General features: G+C 69.6%; 17 protein-coding genes. 16 read left to right on the forward strand and 1 reads right to left on the reverse strand.

The window, feature by feature from the left end:
* Window positions 1-217: 217 nt before the first annotated feature.
* Complete coding sequence (locus tag ASF21_RS11235; protein ID WP_055771052.1) at window positions 218-1,108, reverse strand: PAC2 family protein; 891 nt, start codon at window positions 1,106-1,108, stop codon at window positions 218-220.
* A gap of 105 nt (window positions 1,109-1,213) precedes the next feature.
* Between ASF21_RS11235 and ASF21_RS11240 the strand changes: the two genes are divergently transcribed.
* From ASF21_RS11240 to ASF21_RS11315, 16 genes are all read left to right on the forward strand, one after another.
* On the forward strand, window positions 1,214-1,990 hold the full coding sequence (locus tag ASF21_RS11240) for an HAD family hydrolase (RefSeq protein ID WP_082471500.1): 777 nt from the start codon (window positions 1,214-1,216) through the stop codon (window positions 1,988-1,990).
* Window positions 1,987-3,141 carry a site-2 protease family protein gene (locus ASF21_RS11245; RefSeq protein ID WP_055771055.1) on the forward strand — a complete coding sequence of 385 codons (1,155 nt, stop codon included), beginning with the start codon at window positions 1,987-1,989 and terminating at the stop codon, window positions 3,139-3,141. The genes ASF21_RS11240 and ASF21_RS11245 overlap by 4 nt, the downstream gene beginning before the upstream one ends.
* A 110-nt stretch (window positions 3,142-3,251) precedes the next feature.
* The gene (locus tag ASF21_RS11250) at window positions 3,252-4,346 is read left to right on the forward strand and encodes a tRNA (adenine-N1)-methyltransferase (protein WP_055771057.1); all 1,095 of its coding nucleotides are present in this window, start codon (window positions 3,252-3,254) and stop codon (window positions 4,344-4,346) included.
* Window positions 4,347-4,579: 233 nt separating this feature from the next.
* On the forward strand, window positions 4,580-6,334 hold the full coding sequence (arc, locus tag ASF21_RS11255; RefSeq protein ID WP_055771060.1) for a proteasome ATPase: 1,755 nt from the start codon (window positions 4,580-4,582) through the stop codon (window positions 6,332-6,334).
* 77 nt (window positions 6,335-6,411) lie between these two features.
* On the forward strand, window positions 6,412-7,986 hold the full coding sequence (gene dop, locus ASF21_RS11260; RefSeq protein ID WP_082471501.1) for a depupylase/deamidase Dop: 1,575 nt from the start codon (window positions 6,412-6,414) through the stop codon (window positions 7,984-7,986).
* Window positions 7,987-8,031: 45 nt separating this feature from the next.
* Window positions 8,032-8,244, forward strand: a complete 213-nt coding sequence (locus ASF21_RS11265; RefSeq protein ID WP_055771553.1) for a ubiquitin-like protein Pup — start codon at window positions 8,032-8,034, stop codon at window positions 8,242-8,244.
* A gap of 3 nt (window positions 8,245-8,247) precedes the next feature.
* A complete protein-coding gene (gene prcB / locus ASF21_RS11270; RefSeq protein WP_055771066.1) occupies window positions 8,248-9,075 on the forward strand; it encodes a proteasome subunit beta in 828 nt (275 codons plus the stop codon).
* A gap of 2 nt (window positions 9,076-9,077) precedes the next feature.
* Window positions 9,078-9,818, forward strand: a complete 741-nt coding sequence (gene prcA, locus ASF21_RS11275) for a proteasome subunit alpha (protein ID WP_055771068.1) — start codon at window positions 9,078-9,080, stop codon at window positions 9,816-9,818.
* Complete coding sequence (gene pafA, locus ASF21_RS11280; RefSeq protein ID WP_055771071.1) at window positions 9,818-11,179, forward strand: Pup--protein ligase; 1,362 nt, start codon at window positions 9,818-9,820, stop codon at window positions 11,177-11,179. Before prcA ends, pafA begins: the two co-directional genes overlap by 1 nt.
* 132 nt (window positions 11,180-11,311) lie before the next feature.
* Window positions 11,312-12,274: an FKBP-type peptidyl-prolyl cis-trans isomerase gene (locus tag ASF21_RS11285; protein ID WP_157365882.1), complete on the forward strand. Its 963-nt coding sequence runs from the start codon at window positions 11,312-11,314 to the stop codon at window positions 12,272-12,274.
* A gap of 44 nt (window positions 12,275-12,318) precedes the next feature.
* On the forward strand, window positions 12,319-12,714 hold the full coding sequence (locus tag ASF21_RS11290) for an FKBP-type peptidyl-prolyl cis-trans isomerase (RefSeq protein WP_055771076.1): 396 nt from the start codon (window positions 12,319-12,321) through the stop codon (window positions 12,712-12,714).
* 122 nt (window positions 12,715-12,836) lie between these two features.
* Window positions 12,837-14,825 carry a helix-turn-helix transcriptional regulator gene (locus ASF21_RS11295; protein ID WP_055771081.1) on the forward strand — a complete coding sequence of 663 codons (1,989 nt, stop codon included), beginning with the start codon at window positions 12,837-12,839 and terminating at the stop codon, window positions 14,823-14,825.
* 10 nt (window positions 14,826-14,835) lie between these two features.
* Window positions 14,836-15,186 (forward strand): hypothetical protein, encoded by a 351-nt coding sequence (locus ASF21_RS11300; protein WP_055771082.1) that lies wholly within the window; start codon window positions 14,836-14,838, stop codon window positions 15,184-15,186.
* A 37-nt stretch (window positions 15,187-15,223) separates the two neighbouring features.
* Complete coding sequence (gene tatA / locus ASF21_RS11305; RefSeq protein WP_200914820.1) at window positions 15,224-15,598, forward strand: Sec-independent protein translocase subunit TatA; 375 nt, start codon at window positions 15,224-15,226, stop codon at window positions 15,596-15,598.
* Window positions 15,599-15,667: 69 nt separating this feature from the next.
* A complete protein-coding gene (gene tatC / locus ASF21_RS11310; protein WP_055771086.1) occupies window positions 15,668-16,453 on the forward strand; it encodes a twin-arginine translocase subunit TatC in 786 nt (261 codons plus the stop codon).
* Between the two features lie 358 nt (window positions 16,454-16,811).
* A complete protein-coding gene (locus tag ASF21_RS11315) occupies window positions 16,812-19,634 on the forward strand; it encodes a DEAD/DEAH box helicase (protein ID WP_055771089.1) in 2,823 nt (940 codons plus the stop codon).
* Window positions 19,635-19,662 lie beyond the last annotated feature (28 nt).

Genomic DNA, 19,662 nt, shown 5'->3' on the forward strand with positions numbered 1-19,662 from the left:
TTCCTCCGGGTCGAGCGCCGGGCCACCGCAACGCGTGAGCACGGCGGGCGGCCATCCCGTGGCAGCTCAGCGGGCCGACCGAAAATGCGTGAGCACGGCGGGCGGGCATCCCGTGGCAGCTCAGCGGCCCCGACCGAAAATGCGTGAGCACGGCGGGCGGGCATCCCGTGGCGGCTCAGCGGGCCGCGTTCATGGGCGGGGCTGCTACCGCCGACACTCACTGCTCGCGGCGGCGCTTCTTCAGGTAGCGCTCGAACTCGCGCGCGATCGACTCGCCGCTCGCCTCCGGCAGGTCGACGGTGTCCTTCGCCTCCTCGAGCTGACGCACGTAGGCGGCCACCTCGGGGTCCTCGGTGGCGAGCTCGTCGACCCCGCGCTCCCAGGCTTCGGACTCCTCGGTGAGGACGTGCGTCTCCACCGAGATCTGGAGGATCTCCTCGAGCTTGTTGAGCAGCGCGAGCTGCGCCTTCGGCGACGGCGACTGACCGACGTAGTGCGGCACCGCGGCCCAGAGTGACATGGTGGGAATGTCCGCCAGGAGGCCCATCTCGGCGAGGACGCCGACGATCCCGATGGGTCCCTCGTAGGTCGACGGCTCCACCTCGAGGCTCTCCCGGACGAGGTCGTCGTCGGAGGTCACCGTCACCGGGATGGGACGGCTGTGCGGTACGTCGGCCAGCAGTGCACCCACGAGGACGATGCAGTCGACGTTCAGCTCCTTCGCCAGCGCCACGAGTTCGGCCGTGTAGGCACGCCACTTGTAGGAGGGCTCCACGCCGTTGACGAGGATGAGGTCCACGGCCGAATCCGGCACGACGGCCTTGCTGATCCGCGTGTTCGGCCACTTGATGCGCCGCTGACCGGCGGAATTCCGCTTGATGACGGGACGGGTGAACTGGAAGTCGTAGAACTCGTCGGCGTCGATGGTGGAGATGCGTTCGCTGCCGAAGAAGCGCCCCATGTAGGTGAGGGCGTCACTGGCGGCCTCACCGGCGTCGTTCCAGCCCTCGAAGGCCGCGAGCATGATGGTGATGCGCCGCTCCGGCTCGCCGGCATCCTGGAAGAGATCCTGCACGCCGGTCGGCTGGTGTTCGTCGAAGCTGTCCACGTTCTCACCCTAAACCCCGCTGCGCGGCCATGTCAGGCGAGGTTGGACGGCTACGCGGACAGCTGACGCGCAGTCCTGTCAAGGGGTCACCGTAGACTTGGGACCATGGCACACCACCCCACCGGCACCGTCCAGACCCTTGCCCGCGTCGAGGCCGAGCCGGACGGCAGCAGCACCGGCGGGAACCTCGGGAGACTGCAGGGCGTGCTCTGGGACATGGATGGAACCATCGTCGACACCGAGCCGTACTGGATCCGCGCGGAGAGGGATCTCGTCGAGTCCCACGGCGGGACCTGGAGCATCGAGCAGGCCACCGCCCTGGTCGGCCAGGCCCTCGATTTCTCGGCGGGTCGGCTGCAGCAGGCCGGCGTGGACCTCGGGATCAGCGCCATCATCGAACACCTGACCGGGCGCGTCGCCGCCGACGTCGCCGCGGACGTGCCCTGGCGACCCGGCGCGCGCGAACTCCTGGCGGCCCTGCGTCAGGCGGGCATCCCCTGCGCCATGGTCACCATGTCCGAACCACTGCTGGCGACGGCCGTCGCCTCGCACCTGCCCGAGGGCACGTTCTCCCACCTCGTCACCGGCGACCGCGTCTCCGCGGGGAAGCCGGACCCGGAGGCGTACCAGCTGGGCTTCGACCTCCTCGCCGCAGATCATCCAGGGCTCACGAAGGATCGCGTGGTCGCCATCGAGGATTCCCTGCCGGGTGTGACCTCCGCCCTGGCCGCGGGCCTCGTGACACTGGCCGTCCCGCACTTCGTCCCACTGCCGCCCGACTCGCGCCGCACGGACTGGAGCACGCTGGAGGGCCGCACCCCCGCCGAACTCGCCGCCCTCGTCGCTGCCCCCGGCACGGCCCCCGCGGAGGAGCGAGCATGACCAGCTCCCCGCCTCCCGTGAAAGCAGAGCCGAGCCCGGGACTGTCCCTGGGCCGCATCGCCGGGATCCCCGTGGTCCTCGCGTGGTCCTGGTTCGTCATCACGGTGTTCATCGTGCTGGTGTTCGGCCCCCGCGTCACGAACGCGTTCCCCGGGATCGGCGCAGGCGCGTACGCCGTCGCCCTCGGCTACGCGCTCCTGCTCGCCGCCTCCGTGCTCATCCACGAACTCTCGCACGCGCTCACCGCCCGGGCCTTCGGCTGGCCCACCACGCGGATCGTCCTCAACCTGTGGGGCGGCCACACGCAGTTCGCCAGCTTCAACGCGTCCCCGGGGCGGTCCCTGCTCGTCGCCCTCGCGGGGCCGGCCGCGAACTTCGTCCTGGCAGGTATCGGCTGGGGCATCCTGCAGGCCATGACCCCCGGCTCGGTCACCTACCTCCTGGCGACCATCCTGGTCTGGGCCAACCTGCTCGTCGCGGTGTTCAACGTGCTCCCCGGCCTGCCACTCGACGGCGGCCGACTCGTCGAGAGCGCTGTCTGGAAGGCCACGGGGAGCCAGGAGAAGGGAACGGTCGCCGCGGGGTGGGCGGGCAGGGTGCTGGTGATCCTGCTCCTCGCCGTCGTGATCGGGCTGCCCCTGCTCCAGGGCCGCTGGCCGGATTTCACGGTGATCATCATCGCCGTCGTCATGGGCGCCTTCCTGTGGATGGGTGCCACGGCGGCCATCGAGAACGCGCGCATGCGGCTCCGCCTGCCGGCCATCAGTGCCGGGCGTCTCCAGCAGCGCGCTCTCGGACTGCCCGCGGGGACGACCGTTCTCGCCGCCCGTCGCCTCCTCCGCGAGCACCCGGGTGCCGCCGTCGTCATCACGGGCGCCACCGGCATCCCCGAAGCCGTGGTGGACGAGGGCGCCCTCCTCGCCGTCCCCGAGGAGGTCGCCGGGACGACGGCGGTCAACGCGACCGCCCGGCGTCTCGCCGCAGGGGCGTACGTCCCCGAGTGGGCCGAGGGGCAGGAGCTGGTCCAGTTCCTCGCCCGGCTGGAGGGCAACGAATACGCCGTCGTCAACCGCCAGGGTGCCGTCACCGGACTGCTGCACCAGCGCACCGTGGTGCAGGCCATCACAGGCAAACCGTCGCCGGGCGCCTGACCACCGCGCCCGGCCGCGGAAGGCTGGGCGCGGTGCTCCCGACCAGCGCCCCCGAAACATCCCCCATCACTGACACTGCCGGCCCCGCCGGCACCTGCCGAAGGACCATCATGAGCGACACCCCGTCCACCCCCACCGTGCCGTCCTCCGACGTCGAACCGCGGGCCACGCCGCACGGGGCCGCTGCTCGCCGAGGGTCCTTCCGGCCCGGCGAGCGCGTCCAGCTGACGGACGAGAAGGGCCGGATGAACACCGTCACCCTGACGCCCGGCGGCGCCTTCCACACGCACAAGGGCTTCCTGCAGCACGACGCCATCCTCGGCACCGCGGAGGGGACGATCCTCGAGAACACGAGCGGCCAGCTCTACCAGGCGCTCCGTCCGCTGCTCTCGGACTTCGTCCTGTCCATGCCGAGGGGCGCCGCCGTCGTCTACCCGAAGGATGCCGGGCAGATCGTCACGATGGCCGACATCTACCCGGGCTCCCGCGTGGTCGAGGCCGGTGTTGGCTCGGGCGCGCTGTCCATCTCGCTGCTGCGCGCCGTCGGCGACTCCGGCTACCTCCACTCCTTCGAACGCCGCGAGGAATTCGCCGACATCGCCCGCGGCAACGTCGAGACGATCTTCGGCGGCCCGCACCCCGCCTGGCAGATCACCCTCGGCGACTTCCAGGAACAGGTGGTGGAGCACGAGGAACCGGGCTCCGTGGACCGCGTGGTCCTCGACATGCTCGCTCCGTGGGAGTGCCTCGACGCCGTGGCCACCGTGCTGGCACCGGGCGGCGTGTGGATCAGCTACGTCGCGACCGTCACCCAGCTCTCCCGCACCGCGGAGGCCATCCGCGCCGACGGTCGTTTCACCGAGCCCGACGGCTGGGAGTCCATGGTGCGCGGCTGGCACCTCGAAGGACTCGCGGTGCGCCCCGACCACCGCATGGTCGCCCACACGGGCTTCCTGCTGACCACGCGACGGCTCGCCGACGGCGCCGTCGGTTTCACGCCGAAGCGCCGGCCCTCGAAGACCGGGTTCAGCGCGGAGGACCTCAACGCGTGGACCCCGCAGGCGGTGGGCGAGCGGGACGTCTCCGACAAGCGGCTCCGCCGGGTGGCCCGCGACGCTGCATCCACTATCCAGCGCGGCTCCCTGCCCGCCGAGGAGGCGCAGGCGCGACGCGACGCCATCGCCGACGGCGGTACGGTCGAGTAGCGGCCGGCCCGGCGCCGCCTGCCGGCCCGGGTCAACTGCGGGTCCAGCGGGGGAGAGCCTCGCCGTCGTCGCGCGTTGGAGCGTGAGTGATGGCCGTGCAGCTGATGCAGCAGGCACGGGACGGCCGCGTCAACCCCGCGTCGTCGCACGAATGACCGGTGGGCTCCGCGGGGCGGGGTCTGCGCTAAGGTCGAAAGACAGCTGACGGACCGAACCCAAGGTGGCGAACCGATATGCCGGACTCCCAAGACAACCCCGCCGCTGACCAGCGGGACGTGACTCCGCCCGCCGTGGATGCCTCGATCGCCCAGCGGCAGCTCAACGTCCTCCGCGACAAGCTCCGCCACATCGACCGGCAGCTCGCGGCCGCCACCCAGAACAACGGAAAGCTCGTCAGCGCCCTCGAAGCGGCGCGCACGGAGATCGTCCGACTGAAGGCCGCCCTGGAGAAGGAGGGCGCTGCGCCCTTCAGCTTCGCCACGGTCATGCAGGTGAATCCGCGGCGCCCCGCCGAGCCCGGCACCACCACCGAGGCCACCGTGCAGGACACCGCGGACATCCTCCAGTCCGGGCGGAAGCTCCGCGTCACCGTGAGCCCGCTCATCAACGTGCGGCAGCTCGCCGCCGGCCAGGAGGTGCTGCTCAACGAGTCCCTCACGATCGTCGCGGCCCTCGGCTTCGAGCGTGCCGGCGAGCTCGTCACCGTCAAGGAGCTCATGGGCACGGACCGCGCCCTCGTGGTCGGCCGGACCGACGACGAGCGCGTCATCAAGCTCAGCGGCCCCCTGCAGGCGGAGCGGATCCGTGTCGGCGACGCCCTCGCCGTCGACACGAAGTCCGGGTACGGGCTGGAGAAGGTCCCGCGGAGCGAGGTCGAGAACCTCGTGCTCGAGGAGGTGCCCGACATCGCCTACGGCGACATCGGCGGCCTCGGCCCGCAGATCGAGCAGATCCGCGACGCCGTCGAACTCCCGTTCCTGCACCCGGACCTGTACCGCGAACACGGGCTGAAGCCACCCAAGGGGATCCTGCTCTACGGGCCTCCCGGCTGTGGCAAGACCCTCATCGCGAAGGCCGTGGCGAACTCCCTCGCTGCCCGGGCCGCCGAGAGGGCAGGGCTGGAGCAGATCCGCAGCTACTTCCTGAACATCAAGGGACCCGAGCTGCTGGACAAGTACGTGGGCGAGACCGAGCGCCACATCCGCCTCATCTTCGCCCGCGCCCGCGAGAAGGCCTCCGACGGCAGCCCCGTCGTCGTCTTCTTCGACGAGATGGACTCGCTGTTCCGCACACGCGGCACCGGTGTGTCCTCCGACGTCGAGACGACGATCGTCCCGCAGCTGCTCAGCGAGATCGACGGCGTGGAGAAGCTCGAGAACGTGATCGTCATCGGGGCCTCGAACCGCGAGGACATGATCGACCCGGCGATCCTGCGTCCCGGGCGCCTCGACGTCAAGATCAAGATCCAGCGGCCCGACGCCGAGGGCGCCGCGGAGATCTTCGCGAAGTACATCACCCCGGATCTGCCCCTGCACGCGGACGACCTCGCCGAGAACGGCGACGACCCGCGGACCACCATCGCGGAGATGATCCGGCGGACGGTGGAGCAGATGTATTCCACGGACAAGTCCAACGAGTACCTCGAGGTCACCTACGCCAACGGGGACACCGAGATGCTGTACTTCAAGGACTTCAACTCCGGCGCCGTCATCCAGAACGTCGTCGACCGTGCCAAGAAGTACGCCATCAAGGACCTGCTGCTGGACGGCAGCAAGGGCCTGCGGATCGAGCACCTCATGCGCGCCGTGGTGGACGAGTTCCGCGAGCACGAGGACATGCCGAACACGACGAACCCCGACGACTGGGCGCGCATCTCGGGCAAGAAGGGCGAGCGCATCACGTACATCCGGACCATCGTGCAGGGCAAGGCGGGCCAGGAGCCCGGCAAGTCCATCGAGACGACGGCGAACACCGGCCAGTATCTGTGATGGACACGGGTGGACGGCTCACGGGCCGCCCACAGGGGCTGCCTGCCGTCGGTGAGGGGATCTCCGTCCACCGCGTAATGGGGACGGAGACGGAGTACGGCATCATCGCGCCTGCCCTGCCGTCGGCCAACCCCACGCTGCTGTCCTCCCAGGTGGTCAACGCCTATGCCGCGACCCTGCGCGAGGGTCTCGGCAACCTGGCCGGTACGCGCTGGGACTACACCGACGAGACCCCGCTGACGGACGCGCGCGGTTTCCGGATGGACCGGGCGCGTGCGCATCCGAGCCAGCTCACCGACGAGCCGCCGGAGCTGGACGAGCTGACGGCCGAGCAGATCGCCCTCGAGCGCGGTGAGCCGACCGAGGCGGCGGTGCTCATGAACCTCGTGCTGAACAACGGGGCCCGCCTCTACGTGGACCACGCCCACCCCGAGTACTCCTCGCCCGAGGTGACCAATCCGCTCGACGCCGTCCTGTGGGACCGCGCCGGCGACAGCGTGGCCGTCGCGGCGATGGAGAGGATCGCCGCCACGCCAGGCTTCTCCCCGGTGATCCTCTACAAGAACAACACCGACAGCAAGAGCGTCTCCTACGGCTCGCACGAGAACTACCTCGTCCCGCGGAGCGTGCCCTTCTCGAAGCTCGCCGAGGCACTCATCCCCTTCTTCGTCTCGCGGCAGGTCATCTGCGGAGCGGGCCGGGTGGGGCTCGGTGCGCTGAACCAGGACGCAGGCTTCCAGATCAGCCAGCGCGCGGACTTCTTCGAGAACGAGGTCGGCCTGGAGACCACGGTCCGGCGGCCCATCATCAACACACGGGACGAGCCCCACGCGGTCGCGGAGAAGTACCGGCGCCTGCACGTGATCATCGGGGACGCCAACCTCCACGAGGTCTCCAACTACCTGAAGACCGGGACGACGGCGCTGGTCCTCGCGCTCATCGAGCAGGGCCGCGCGCCCGTGCCCGTCCTGGCGGATCCCGTCGCGGCGCTCCAGTCGATCAGCCACGACGCATCCCTCAGCCGCACCGTGCAGCTCACCGACGGCCGCGCGATGAGCGGCCTCGACCTTCAGGAGCTCTACTGCGGGGCCGTCACCGCCGCCCTCCCGCCGGACGCCGACGACCAGACGCGTGACGTCGTCGAGCGCTGGCAATCACTGCTCGCCACCCTGCGCCGGGATCCGATGGACGCTGCCCGCCAGGTGGACTGGATCGCGAAGCTCTCGGTGCTGGAGGCGTACCGTGCGCGGGACGGGCTCGACTGGACGGACCCACGCCTCGCGCTCGTCGACCTGCAGTACGCGGATCTCCGACCGGACAAGGGCATCTACCGACGCCTCGCTCGACGCGGCGACGTCGAGCTGCTCGTCGGGCCGGCGGACGTGGCCCGTGCCGTCGTCGAACCCCCGCGGGACACCCGCGCGTACTTCCGGGGACGCTGCATCGCCGAGTACCCGGCGGAGGTCGTCGGAGCGAGCTGGGACTCGCTGATCTTCGAACTCCCGGGCGAGCGGCGGCTGCAGCGCGTACAGACCAGGGAGCCGCTCCGGGGCACGGCCGAGCTCACCGGTGCGCTCTTCGACGCGGCGGTCGACGCAGAGGATTTCCTGTCCCGATTACTGAGCGGCCCCGAGCGCCGCGTGGCACCATAGGAACCTGACCACCGCACGCATCACGACCACGAAAGGGTGGCCACCATGGCTTCACAGGACCGCATCTCCACCGGCGGCTCGACCTCGGGATCCGAGGAGGAACTCCCCGAGCCCGCCCCGGCGGCCCCCGCCGCCCCCGCTGCCCAGGAGTCCTCGCAGACGCAGGGCGTGGACGATCTCCTCGACGAGATCGACGGTGTCCTCGAGTCCAACGCGGAGGAGTTCGTCCGGGGCTTCGTGCAGAAGGGCGGCCAGTAGCGGATGCTCCCGGACGATGCAGCCGCAGCCGTTCCACGGGCCGCCTCGGCCTCCTTTTCCGCCTATCTCGGTGAACACCACCCGGGACTGCTGCCCGCCAACCGGTCCCTGGGTCCCGTGACCGCCTCGACCGACGCCTCCCACCTGGCGCCGCACGCGACGACGATCGTCTCCCTGACCTTCCCGGGCGGCGTGCTGATGGCCGGTGACCGCCGGGCCACCATGGGCAACGTGATCGCCAGCAGGCACATCGAGAAGGTGTTCCCGGCTGACAACTACTCGGTCCTCGGCATCGCGGGAAGCGCCGGGATCGGTCTTGACCTGACCCGCCTGTTCCAGGTGGAGCTCGAGCACTACGAGAAGATCGAGGCCACCATGATGAGCCTCGACGGCAAGGCGAACCGGCTCGCGGCCATGGTGCGGCAGAACCTCCCGATGGCGATGCAGGGCCTCGCCGTCGTTCCGCTCTTCGCCGGCTTCGACCCGGACCGCCACGTGGGGCGCCTGTTCTCCTTCGACGTCACCGGCGGGCGGTACGAGGAGCACGAGCACCACTCGGTCGGCTCCGGATCGGTGTTCGCCCGCGGCGCCCTCAAGAAGCTGTGGAGCCCGCGCCTCGACGAGGCCTCGGCCGTGCGTGTCGCCGTTGAGGCGCTCTACGACGCCGCAGACGACGATTCAGCCACCGGTGGCCCCGATACCGTCCGCGGGCTGTGGCCCGTGGTGTACGTGGTCGACGGTGCCGGTGCGCGCCGGATCCCCGAGCGCGAGCTGGAAGCGGTGGCACACGCCATCATCGAGGCCCGCTCCTCGGCCGGCAGGGAGGCATAGCCATGACGCAGCAGTTCTACGTCTCACCCGAACAGCTGATGAAGGACCGCGCCGACTTCGCGCGGAAGGGGATCGGGCGGGGGCGTTCGGTCGTGGTGATGAGCTGCCGCGACGGCATAGCCCTCGTCGCCGAGAACGCCTCGCCCTCGCTGCACAAGCTGGGCGAGATTTACGACCGCATCGCCTTCGCCGCCGTCGGCAAGTACAACGAGTTCGAGAGCCTCCGACAGGCCGGCGTACGGTACGCCGATGTCCGGGGCTACTCCTACGCCCGCGAGGACGTGACGGCCCGCGGGTTGGCGAGCGTCTACGCCCAGAGCCTCGGCGCCGTGTTCACGGCGGAGAGCAAGCCCTTCGAGGTGGAGCTCGTCGTCGCCGAGGTGGGCCGCTCGCAGGACGCAGACCACCTTTACCGCCTCACCTTCGACGGCTCGATCGCCGACGAGACGGGCTTCGTGGTCATGGGCGGCGCGGCGGACGCCGTCGTCGACGCCCTGCGCGGTTCCTGGTCCGCCGACCTCAGCCTTCCCGAGGCCGTCCGGGCGGCAGCCCGTTCCCTCCGGCACGACGGCGTCGTCACCGCCCGGGCGGGGGACGCGGGGGCACCCGTGCTCGATCCCTCCGTCCTCGAGGTCGCGTTCCTCGAACGCGACCCGGACACGCTGCGGGGGAGCAGGCGGGCGTTCCGCCGCATCGGCGCGCCCGAGCTCGACCTCCTGCTGCAGACCGGGCAGGACAGCTGATGGACCGCCGGATCTACGGTGTGGAGACGGAGTTCGGCATCTCCTACTCGGGGCCCAACTCCCGGCCCCTCTCGCCGGAGGAGGTGGCGCGGTACCTGTTCAGGAAGGTCGTGAGCTGGGGGAGGTCCTCGAACGTCTTCCTCACCAACGGCTCGCGCCTGTACCTCGACGTCGGCTCCCACCCCGAGTACGCCACGGCGGAGTGCGACGATCTCGCGCAGCTCATCGCGCACGACCGCGCAGGTGAACTGATCCTCGAGGACCTCGTCGCCGAGGCGCAGCGCAAACTCGCGCAGGAGGGCTACGACGGCAAGATCTACCTGTTCAAGAACAACACGGACTCCGCCGGCAACTCCTACGGCAGCCACGAGAACTACCTGATCCCGCGCAAGCTGGAGTTCTCGCGCCTCGCCGACATCCTGATCCCCTTCCTCGTCACCCGGCAGCTGCTCGTCGGAGCCGGGAAGGTCCTGAAGACGCAGACCGGATCCCTCTACGCCTTCTCCCAGCGGGCCGATCACCTGTGGGAGGGCATCTCCTCCGCCACGACGCGCTCCAGGCCGATCATCAACACGAGGGACGAGCCGCACGCGGACGCCGAGCACTACCGCCGCCTGCACGTGATCGCCGGCGACTCGAACATGTCCGAGACCACCACGCTGCTGAAGGTCGGGTCCGTCGACCTGCTGCTGCGGATGGTCGAGGCAGGCGAGATGATGCGCGACTTCCGCCTGGAGAATCCGATCCGCAGCATCCGCGAGATCTCCCACGATCTCACGGGACGCCAGCTCCTGAAGCTCGCCAACGGACGGCAGATGACGGCGCTGGAGATGCAGCGGGAGTACCTCGCGCGAGCCACCGCGTTCGTGGCGGACCACGGCGCGCACAACGCGCACGTCCCGACGATCCTGGACCTGTGGGAACGGGTACTCGACGCCGTCGAGACGGGAGACACCGCGCGGATCGACACGGAGATCGACTGGGCGATCAAGAAGAAGCTCATCGACCGATACCTCGCACGGTCCGGGGGAGACCTCGAGTCCGCCCGCGCGGCGCAACTGGACCTCACCTACCACGACATCTCGCGGTCGAGGGGCCTGTTCTTCCTGCTGCAGGCGCGGGGGGAGGTGGCACGCGTCGTCGATGACACCGCCGTGAAGGAAGCCGTCGACCTTCCGCCGCAGACCACGCGCGCACGTCTGCGCGGCGAGTTCGTCCGGCGGGCGAAGGAGGCGAACCGCGACTACACCGTCGACTGGGTGCACCTCAAGCTCAACGACCGCGCTCAGCAGACCATCCTCTGCAAGGATCCCTTCACCTCGGTGGACGAGCGCGTGGAGGCCCTGCTGCAGCAACTGTGAGTCGCCCGCGCCTGCGATCCGGCGTCTGCCAGCACTTTCACAGGAGAAACCGCCGGCCGGCAGCCGTTAGGCTTGTCAGGGCCCTTTCTTCTGCGGGCAGCCTGAACCGGTCACCAACCCGAAAGTAGTTCTGTGCGAAAAGTACTAGCATTCCTCCTTCCGCTGCTGCTGTTGCTGCTGACGGGCTGCGGCGGACCGACGACGGACAACCTGACCGGCGAGGAGTCGGGGAACTCGGCCGGCGCCGCCGAGGTCTTCGACACCGTCGAGGTGAGCGGCGGTTCCGACGAGGAGCCCCCGACCGTCGAGTTCGAGTCCCCCCTCGAGATCACCGGCGTGGCGGCGAAGACCGTCATGGAGGGCGAGGGCGACGCGATCGAGTCCGGGCAGCGGATCCGGTACCAGCTCGTCGCGCTGAATGCCACGGACGGTGAGGTCCTCGGCGACACGTACGCCCAGGGCGAGCCCCAGGTCCTGCCGGTCGACGACACGCTCAAGGAGCAGGACGCAGAACTGTACGACGTCCTGGTCGGTACGAAGGTCGGCGCCCAGATCGCCTACACCCGCCCCTCGCCCGAGCCCGCGGAGGGCCAGACCGCCCTGCCCGAGCAGCTGATCGTCCTCAAGGTCCTCTCCGCCGAGCAGCCTCCGCCCGAGCCCGAGGTCCTCTCGCCCGAGGACGTCCAGAAGCTCGACGACGAGGGTCAGCTGCCCACGTTCGAGTTCGACGACGCCGGCGTGCCGGCGGTCACCATCCCCGAGAACGAGCCCTCCGACGACCTCGTGGTCAAGGTGCTCGAGGAGGGCGACGGCGAGGCCCTGACGGACGCCGACACCATCACCGCGAACTACTCGGGCTGGACCTACAGCGACGGCGAGAAGTTCGACTCGAGCTTCGACCGCGGTGAGGCCGCGGAGTTCCCGCTCAACGGCGTCATCACCGGCTGGACCAAGGGCCTGGCCGGACAGAAGGTCGGCTCGAAGGTCATGCTTGTCATCCCCGAGCCCTGGGCCTACCCGAACGCCCAGCAGGGACAGCCCTCCGGGACCCTCGTGTTCTACGTCGAGATCGTCAGCAAGGCCGCGGCGGAGTAGTCCGGCCGGTCACCCCACACCCCGAAGCTCCAGGAAAGGAAACCATGTCCTTCGGACAGCGCGACTTCGACCGGCAGAAGCCGGAGATCGACTTCCCCTCCCATGACGTCCCCGCGGACCTCGTCATCGAGGACCTCATCGAGGGCAAGGGTGACGAGGCGAAGCCCGGCAACACCGTGTCCACCCACTACGTCGGCGTCGCCTTCTCGACCGGTGAGGAGTTCGACGCCTCCTGGAACCGCGGGGCGCCACTCGACTTCAAGGTCGGCGTGGGCCAGGTCATCCAGGGCTGGGACCAGGGACTGCTCGGCATGAAGGTCGGCGGACGACGTCGGCTGGAGATCCCCTCCCACCTGGCCTACGGACCCAGCGGCGCCGGTTCGGCGATCGGACCCAACGAGGCACTGATCTTCGTCGTCGACCTCCTGGCGGTCCGCTAGCACCACCTCCGCCCCGCCCGTCGGGCCGGAGGAAAGCACCACGGTTTCGTCCGGAAGGGACGCAGGTCGACGATCGTCGGCGTGCGTCCCTTCCGTGCTTGTAGTGAAGGTAGGGTTTCACCGTGTCCGCAAAACGTACCGAGCGCCTCCTCACCCTCGTGATCATGCTCCTCTCGAGCCGCCGGGGATTCACCAAGGAGGAGTTGTTCGACGAGATCGACCTCTACCGGGAGGCGACGTCCGTCGCCGCCCGGGAGAAGCTCTTCGACCGTGACAAGGCCGCGCTGAGGGAACAGGGGATCCCGCTCGAGTCCTTCAGCGAGGACACCCTCTTCGACAACGACAACACCGTGCAGCGGTACCGGATCAGTGCGGAGGACTACCGACTCGGCGGGGTGACCTTCCTGCCGGAGGAGTACGCCGTCCTCAACCTGGCCGCGGGCGTCTGGGACCAGGGGTCCCTGGACTCGGCGGCGTCGCGCGCCCTGCGCAAGCTCAGTTCGCGGAGCACGGACGGCGGCACCGAACTCACGCCCCTCATCCAGCCCCGCATCACCACCGACGCCCCCTACTGGGACATCGTGTGGCAGGCCCTGACCACGCGGACGCCGCTCCGCTTCCCCTACCGCGCCGCCAGTACCGGGCGCGAGGAGGTCCGCACCGTGCACCCGTGGGGCATGGGGGCCCGGTTCGGCCACTGGTACGTGGTGGGGTACGACACGACGCGCAAGGCCGAGCGCTTCTTCCGGCTCTCCCGCATGACCGGTGAGCCCGTGGTGCTGAGCGGGACGTTCGACGTCCCGGACTCCTTCGACATGAACCAGACACTCTCCTCGCTGTCCCGCAGCGAACCGGACCGGACCGCCGTCGTCGCCGTCCGCCCCGGTTCGTGCCAGGTGCTGCGCGTCCGCAAGGATGCAGAGGTCCTGCAGACGGGGGAGGAGTGGGACATCCTGCGCGTCCCCTACGCCGCGTCCAGCCCCATGGCGGCGACGATCACCGGGCTGGGCACCAATGCGCGCGTCGAGGAACCGCAGGAACTGGCGGTCGAGGTGGGGCGGCTGCTCGAGAAGGCGTACGACGCCGCCCTGGCCGCCCCGCAGGGCCTCGAGATCACCGACGGTGTGCGTCCGGCTCCGCGGCGCAAGTCCTCGTCGCAGGACCACCTCCTCCGGCTGCTCGACCTGGTGCCCTACCTCCTCGCGCACCCGGGCTCCGAGGTGGGCGAGACCGCCAGGAGGTTCGACGTGAGCGAGAGCCAGCTCACCAAGGACCTCGACCTCCTGTTCGTCAGCGGTCCGCGCCACTACCCGGACGGGCTGATGGACGTGAACATCGAGGACGGCCGGATCTACCTGACGAATGCCCGCGACCTCGCCGAACCCGTGAAGCTCAGCATGGACGAGGCCTGCTCGCTGATCGTGGGCCTGCAGGCGCTGCGGGAGCTGCCCGGCATGCGGAACAACGAGGCGATCGTGAGCGCCCAGACGAAGCTCACGGCAGCCGCCGGCGACGCGGCGCGCATCGGCACCGCGGTGGCCACGAAACTGACCGAGGACGACATCGATCCCACCCTGGAGGTGCTGCAGGCCGCGCTCCACTCGGGCGTGCGCGTGGAGGTGGACTACTTCGTCCCCACGCGGGACGAGATCACGCACCGCCTGCTCGAGCCGATCCGCATCTTCCTGCACCAGGACACGTGGTACCTGGAGGCGTGGAGCGTCGACTCCGACGGGCTCAGGAACTTCCGCCTGGACCGGATCCAGCGGGCCGCGCTCACGGACCAGCCGGCGACGGCGAGCATCGACGAGGAGTCCCTCGCCCGCGGGAGGAAGGCCGTCTCGCCCTACCGCTCGGGTGCGAAGGACCGCACGGTGACCCTGGTGCTCGAGCCCAGGGCGCGGTGGATCGCCGCCCAGTACAACGCCGAGGCCGTGCAGGAGCTCGGCGACGACCGCCTGGCGGCGAGGCTGCGCGTCGCCTCGAGCACGTGGATCCCCGGACTCGTCGCGGGTCTCGGCGGCTCGGCCGCCGTCGTCGCGCCCGAGGAACTGCGGCAGGAGACCCTGCAGTGGCTCGCCGCCGCCCGTGCCCACCAGGCCCTGGCCTAGACTGGACCCCATGCTCTGGTGGATGTGGATCGTGCTCTGGGTCGCGCTGGTCGCCGTCAGCGTGATCTTCCTCGTGGCGGTCGGTTTCGGCGTCTTCCGTCGCGGAATGCGAACTCTCGGTGAATTCGGGGAAGCCATGGATCGCTTCGAGGTGAACGCCCCCGCCGACGCAGCGGCTCCGCCCCGCGCGGCCGGTGTCCCGGGTATCGCCGTCCCCGCCGTGTTCTCGGCGCCTGAGGACGTCCGAGCTGCCCGTGACCTGGCCAGGACCCGCCGGCTCGACGACCGACGCAGCAGGCGTGTCCTGAAGCGCGACCGCCGTGGACAGCCGCAGCTCCTGCGGGACATGCCCCACCTGTGACCTAAACTGTGGTGGGGATCAACGAGAGGAATTGGGCATGAGGCTCGAAGGCTGGCATATCGTCATCATCATCGTTCTTGCGATCGTTCTGTTCGGTGCGCCGAAGCTTCCGGGTCTGGCGCGCAGCGTCGGTCAGTCATTGCGGATCTTCAAGTCCGAGGTGAAGCAGATGAAGGACGAGAACAACACCGGTGGGGCCGGTACGGATCCGGTCGAGGGTCGTATGGTCGACCCGGCGTCCCAGACGTACACCCCGACGTACCAGGCTCCCGTTCAGCACTCGCAGCCTGGTGGGCAGCCGGGCCAGTTCCAGCAGCCCGGGCAGCCGGTCCAGCATGGTGAGGGTCCTGTGGGGGGCCAGTCTCCGGCGGGGGAGTCCCGGCAGGGTGGTTCCTCGCACACGAACCAGTAGCTGGTCCTTGATCCTGTGACGACCGAGAAGGTTCCTGCGCGCGGCAGGAAGGCGAATCCTGAGGGCCGGATGGCCTTGAAGGAGCACCTCCGCGAGGCGCGTAACCGGCTGTTCAAGTCCGCGTTGGCGGTGCTGGCCGGGACGGTGGCGGGGTTCTTCCTGTATGAGCCGGTGCTGGAGGCGTTGGGTGCGCCGATCGTGGCGATCAACGAGCAGGACGGCCGGACGGCGTCGCTGAACTTCGACACTGCGGCGTCCCCGTTCGATCTGCTGATCCAGGTGTCGATCTTTTTGGGTGTGGTGCTTTCCAGTCCGGTCTGGCTGTATCAGTTGTGGGCGTTCATCACGCCGGGGCTGAAGACGGGGGAGCGCCGGACGGCGCTGGGGTTCATCGTGGTCGCGGTCCCGTTGTTCCTGACCGGGATCTATCTGGCGTGGCTGATCCTGCCGAACGCGGTGCGGGTCCTGACGGATTTCACGCCGGACCAGTTCTCGAATCTGATCAGCGTGACGGTGTATTTCGCGTTCGTGCTGCGGTTGATGTTGGCCTTCGGTATCGCGTTCCTGCTGCCGGTGGTGCTGTTCGGGCTGAACATGGTGGGTCTGGTCTCGGGGAAGCAGATCCTGAAGGCGTGGCGGATCACGGTGTTCCTGGTGTGTCTGTTCGCGGCGATGGCCGCGCCGGGTGGGGATGCGCTGAGCATGTTCTATCTCGCGGTGCCGATGTTGGTGCTGTTCTTCGTCGCGATCGGTCTGTGCCTGCTCAATGACAAGCGTCGGGCCCGCCGGAACGCGGCCCGGGAAGCGGACGTGGAAGCACACGCGGACCGGGCGACACCCCTGAACGACCTCTAGACCACACCCCGGCCGACCGGCGCCGGGAAGACGGCGGTGCGCCACGAGCCGTCCCCGCGCGGATCCCGAACGACCGACACCGATGACGACGGCTGGGTGCTGGCCGGGGGCACCTGGGATGAACTCCGCATGGCCGGACTGCCCGCGTCGACCCCGGCCCTGATGCCCCGGGGACGGTCGAGAACCAGGCCCGCCACTGCGGCACCCCGATCTGCTCCGGGAGTGCATCGACGGGAGAGTCGGCCAGTGGGCGTGCAGACGGTTCCGCTGCCTCCTATCACCGTGGGCAGGACCGGTACCCGAACGCTCTGCGCGTACAGGACGCACCCGGCCCCGCGGATGCGTCTAGGGTGGAAAGATGAGCACTCCCGCTGAGAGATACGCAGCTGCGAAGGCCCGTACGCAGCACGCGCGGACGCAACTGTCCCACTTCGAGCAGACCCTCGAGTTCGAGCTCGATCCGTTCCAGCGGGAGGCGTGTACGGCCCTCGAGGCGGGCAGGGGCGTCCTTGTGGCCGCGCCCACCGGTGCTGGTAAGACCGTGGTGGGCGAGTTCGCCGTCTTCATGGCCCTGCAGCATGGGCTGAAGGCTTTCTACACCACCCCTATCAAGGCGCTGAGCAACCAGAAGTACTCGGAGCTGGCGGCGGTCCACGGCAGCGAGCGTGTGGGGCTCCTGACCGGCGACACGAGCATCAATGCCGACGCCGACGTCATCGTCATGACCACTGAAGTGCTGCGGAACATGCTCTACGCCAACTCCGATGCCCTCGACAACCTCGGCTACGTGGTGATGGACGAGGTCCACTACCTCGCGGACCGTTTCCGCGGAGCCGTGTGGGAGGAGGTCATCATCCATCTCCCCACCGAGGTCAAGCTCGTCTCGCTCAGCGCCACGGTGTCCAACGCCGAGGAGTTCGGGGCCTGGCTCGACACCGTGCGCGGCGACACCGACGTCGTCGTGTCCGAACACCGGCCGGTGCCGCTCTGGCAGCACGTCATGGTCGGCCAGAACCTGATCGACCTGTTCGCCGGCGACGTCGCCTTCGACGAGGCCGCTCCCGCTGGTGCCGAGGCCGGCGCTCGGGACCAGTACGACGTCAACCCGGAGCTGCTCGATCTCGCGAGCAACGAGATCCGCCTGAACCAGCGCGCCAACTGGGGGGCCGGCGGGCGGCGTGGGAAGTCCCGTGCAGGCCGCGGCGGTCCACCCCAGCAGACCATCGTGCGGCGTGCCACGCGACCCCAGGTGATCAGCGCACTGGACCGTTCGGACCTGCTGCCGGCCATCACCTTCATCTTCTCCCGGGCGGGCTGCGAGGCGGCGGTGACGCAGTGCCTCCACGCCGGTCTGTGGCTCACCACGGAGGACGAACGGGACGAGATCAGCGAGACGATCGACGCCGCGACGACGGACATCCCGCGGGACGACCTCGAGATCCTCGGATTCTGGACCTGGCGGGAGGGCCTGATCAGGGGCTTCACCGCCCACCACGCCGGGATGCTCCCCACCTTCAAGGAGGTCGTCGAGCGCCTCTTCGCGGCGGGGCTGGTCAAGGCCGTCTTCGCGACCGAGACGCTCGCGCTCGGCGTGAACATGCCGGCACGCACGGTGGTCCTCGAGAAGCTGGACAAGTTCAACGGCGAGGCGCACGTCAACGTGACGGCGGGGGAGTACACCCAGCTGACGGGCCGTGCCGGCCGCCGAGGGATCGACGTCGAGGGCCACGCCGTGGTGCTGTGGCAGCCCGGGACGGACCCGGGCGCGGTGGCCGGACTCGCCTCCCGGCGGACCTACCCGCTGAACTCGAGCTTCCGGCCCACCTACAACATGAGCATCAACCTCATGGCCCAGTTCGGGCAGGAGCGGTCCCGGGAGATCCTCGAGACCTCCTTCGCGCAGTTCCAGGCGGACCGGTCCGTCGTCGGCCTCGCCAAGCAGGTCCGCAGCCGCGAGGAGTCCCTCAAGGGCTACGAGAAGTCGATGACCTGCCATCTCGGTGACTTCCGCGAGTACGCGAACCTCCGGCGCGAACTGTCCGACCTCGAATCGAATGCGTCCCGCGACCGCTCGCGCACGCTCCGGTCCGCCGCGGAGTCCTCGCTGGAGTCACTGCGGCCGGGGGACGTCATCGACGTGCCGGGCGGGCGGAGCCAGGGCTTCGCCGTCGTCCTCGACAGCGACACGGCCCGGGAACCGCGACCGACAGTCCTGACGCTCGAGACGCAGATCCGCCGGGTGGGCGTGCAGGACCTGGACGGCCCCGTGGAGGTCCTGTCCCGCATCCGGATCCCCAAGCACTTCAGCGCCCGCAGCCCGAAGGACCGGCGGGACCTCACGTCCTCGCTCCGCAACGCGCTGCAGGACCGGCGACCGGCGCGGCGCGGCGCGGACCGCGTGGCCGCAGGCTACTCGGCATCGGCGGCGGCGGAGGAGCGGGCCATCACCGACCTGCGCCGCCGCCTGCGCGCGCACCCCTGCCACGGTTGCAGCGAGCGGGAGCAGCACGCCCGCTGGGCCGAGCGGTGGTGGAAGCTGCGCCGGGAGACCGACAAGCTCGCCGGCCAGATCCGCGGCCGCACGAACACCATCGCGAAGACCTTCGACCGCGTGTCCGAGGTCCTCGGGCACTACGGCTACCTCGAGTACACCGATGACGCCGTGCGGGTCAGCGCGGCCGGTCAGAAGCTCCGCCGCATCTATGGGGAGAAGGACCTCCTGATCGCGCTGTGCATCGAGGCAGGCGCCTTCGGCGACCTCGACGCGGCCGAGCTCGCCGCCGTGACCACGGTGCTGGTGTACCAGGCGAAGCGGGAGGAACGCGGTGTGCGGCCGGTGATGCCGAGCGTCGCGCTGGAGGGCTCGGTCGAGACGATCATCCGCCAGTGGTCCCAGCTGAACGACGTCGAGGAGCAGCACCGGCTGCCCGTGACCAGCGAGCCCGAACTCTCCCTGGTCTGGCCCATGTTCAAGTGGGCGCAGGGGCGTTCCCTGCAGGCGGCCCTCAGCGGCACGGAACTCGCCGCGGGGGACTTCGTGCGGTGGTCGAAGCAGGTGATCGACCTGCTCGACCAGCTGGCCAAGGTCCCCGACCTGCCGGGCGGACTCCAGCAGACCTGCGTGCGGGCCATCAGGCTGGTGCGCCGGGGCGTGGTGGCATACTCGAACATCAGTGAGTAGGACCGGCTGCAGCCCGCGTCCTGACCCG

This window comes from Arthrobacter sp. Leaf234 (assembly GCF_001422665.1).
GTDB lineage: Bacteria > Actinomycetota > Actinomycetes > Actinomycetales > Micrococcaceae > Arthrobacter_D.

Bases quoted from the DNA above. Each gene is read 5' to 3' on its own strand.
- prcB (WP_055771066.1), top strand. From the start codon at position 8,248: ATGCTCCCGGACGATGCAGCCGCAGCCGTTCCACGGGCCGCCTCGGCC.
- prcA (WP_055771068.1), top strand. From the start codon at position 9,078: ATGACGCAGCAGTTCTACGTCTCACCCGAACAGCTGATGAAGGACCGC.
- ASF21_RS11265 (WP_055771553.1), top strand. From the start codon at position 8,032: ATGGCTTCACAGGACCGCATCTCCACCGGCGGCTCGACCTCGGGATCC.
- ASF21_RS11315 (WP_055771089.1), top strand. From the start codon at position 16,812: ATGAGCACTCCCGCTGAGAGATACGCAGCTGCGAAGGCCCGTACGCAG.
- ASF21_RS11290 (WP_055771076.1), top strand. From the start codon at position 12,319: ATGTCCTTCGGACAGCGCGACTTCGACCGGCAGAAGCCGGAGATCGAC.
- ASF21_RS11245 (WP_055771055.1), top strand. From the start codon at position 1,987: ATGACCAGCTCCCCGCCTCCCGTGAAAGCAGAGCCGAGCCCGGGACTG.
- ASF21_RS11250 (WP_055771057.1), top strand. From the start codon at position 3,252: ATGAGCGACACCCCGTCCACCCCCACCGTGCCGTCCTCCGACGTCGAA.
- arc (WP_055771060.1), top strand. From the start codon at position 4,580: ATGCCGGACTCCCAAGACAACCCCGCCGCTGACCAGCGGGACGTGACT.
- ASF21_RS11240 (WP_082471500.1), top strand. From the start codon at position 1,214: ATGGCACACCACCCCACCGGCACCGTCCAGACCCTTGCCCGCGTCGAG.
- ASF21_RS11300 (WP_055771082.1), top strand. From the start codon at position 14,836: ATGCTCTGGTGGATGTGGATCGTGCTCTGGGTCGCGCTGGTCGCCGTC.
- tatC (WP_055771086.1), top strand. From the start codon at position 15,668: ATGGCCTTGAAGGAGCACCTCCGCGAGGCGCGTAACCGGCTGTTCAAG.
- pafA (WP_055771071.1), top strand. From the start codon at position 9,818: ATGGACCGCCGGATCTACGGTGTGGAGACGGAGTTCGGCATCTCCTAC.
- tatA (WP_200914820.1), top strand. From the start codon at position 15,224: ATGAGGCTCGAAGGCTGGCATATCGTCATCATCATCGTTCTTGCGATC.
- dop (WP_082471501.1), top strand. From the start codon at position 6,412: ATGGGGACGGAGACGGAGTACGGCATCATCGCGCCTGCCCTGCCGTCG.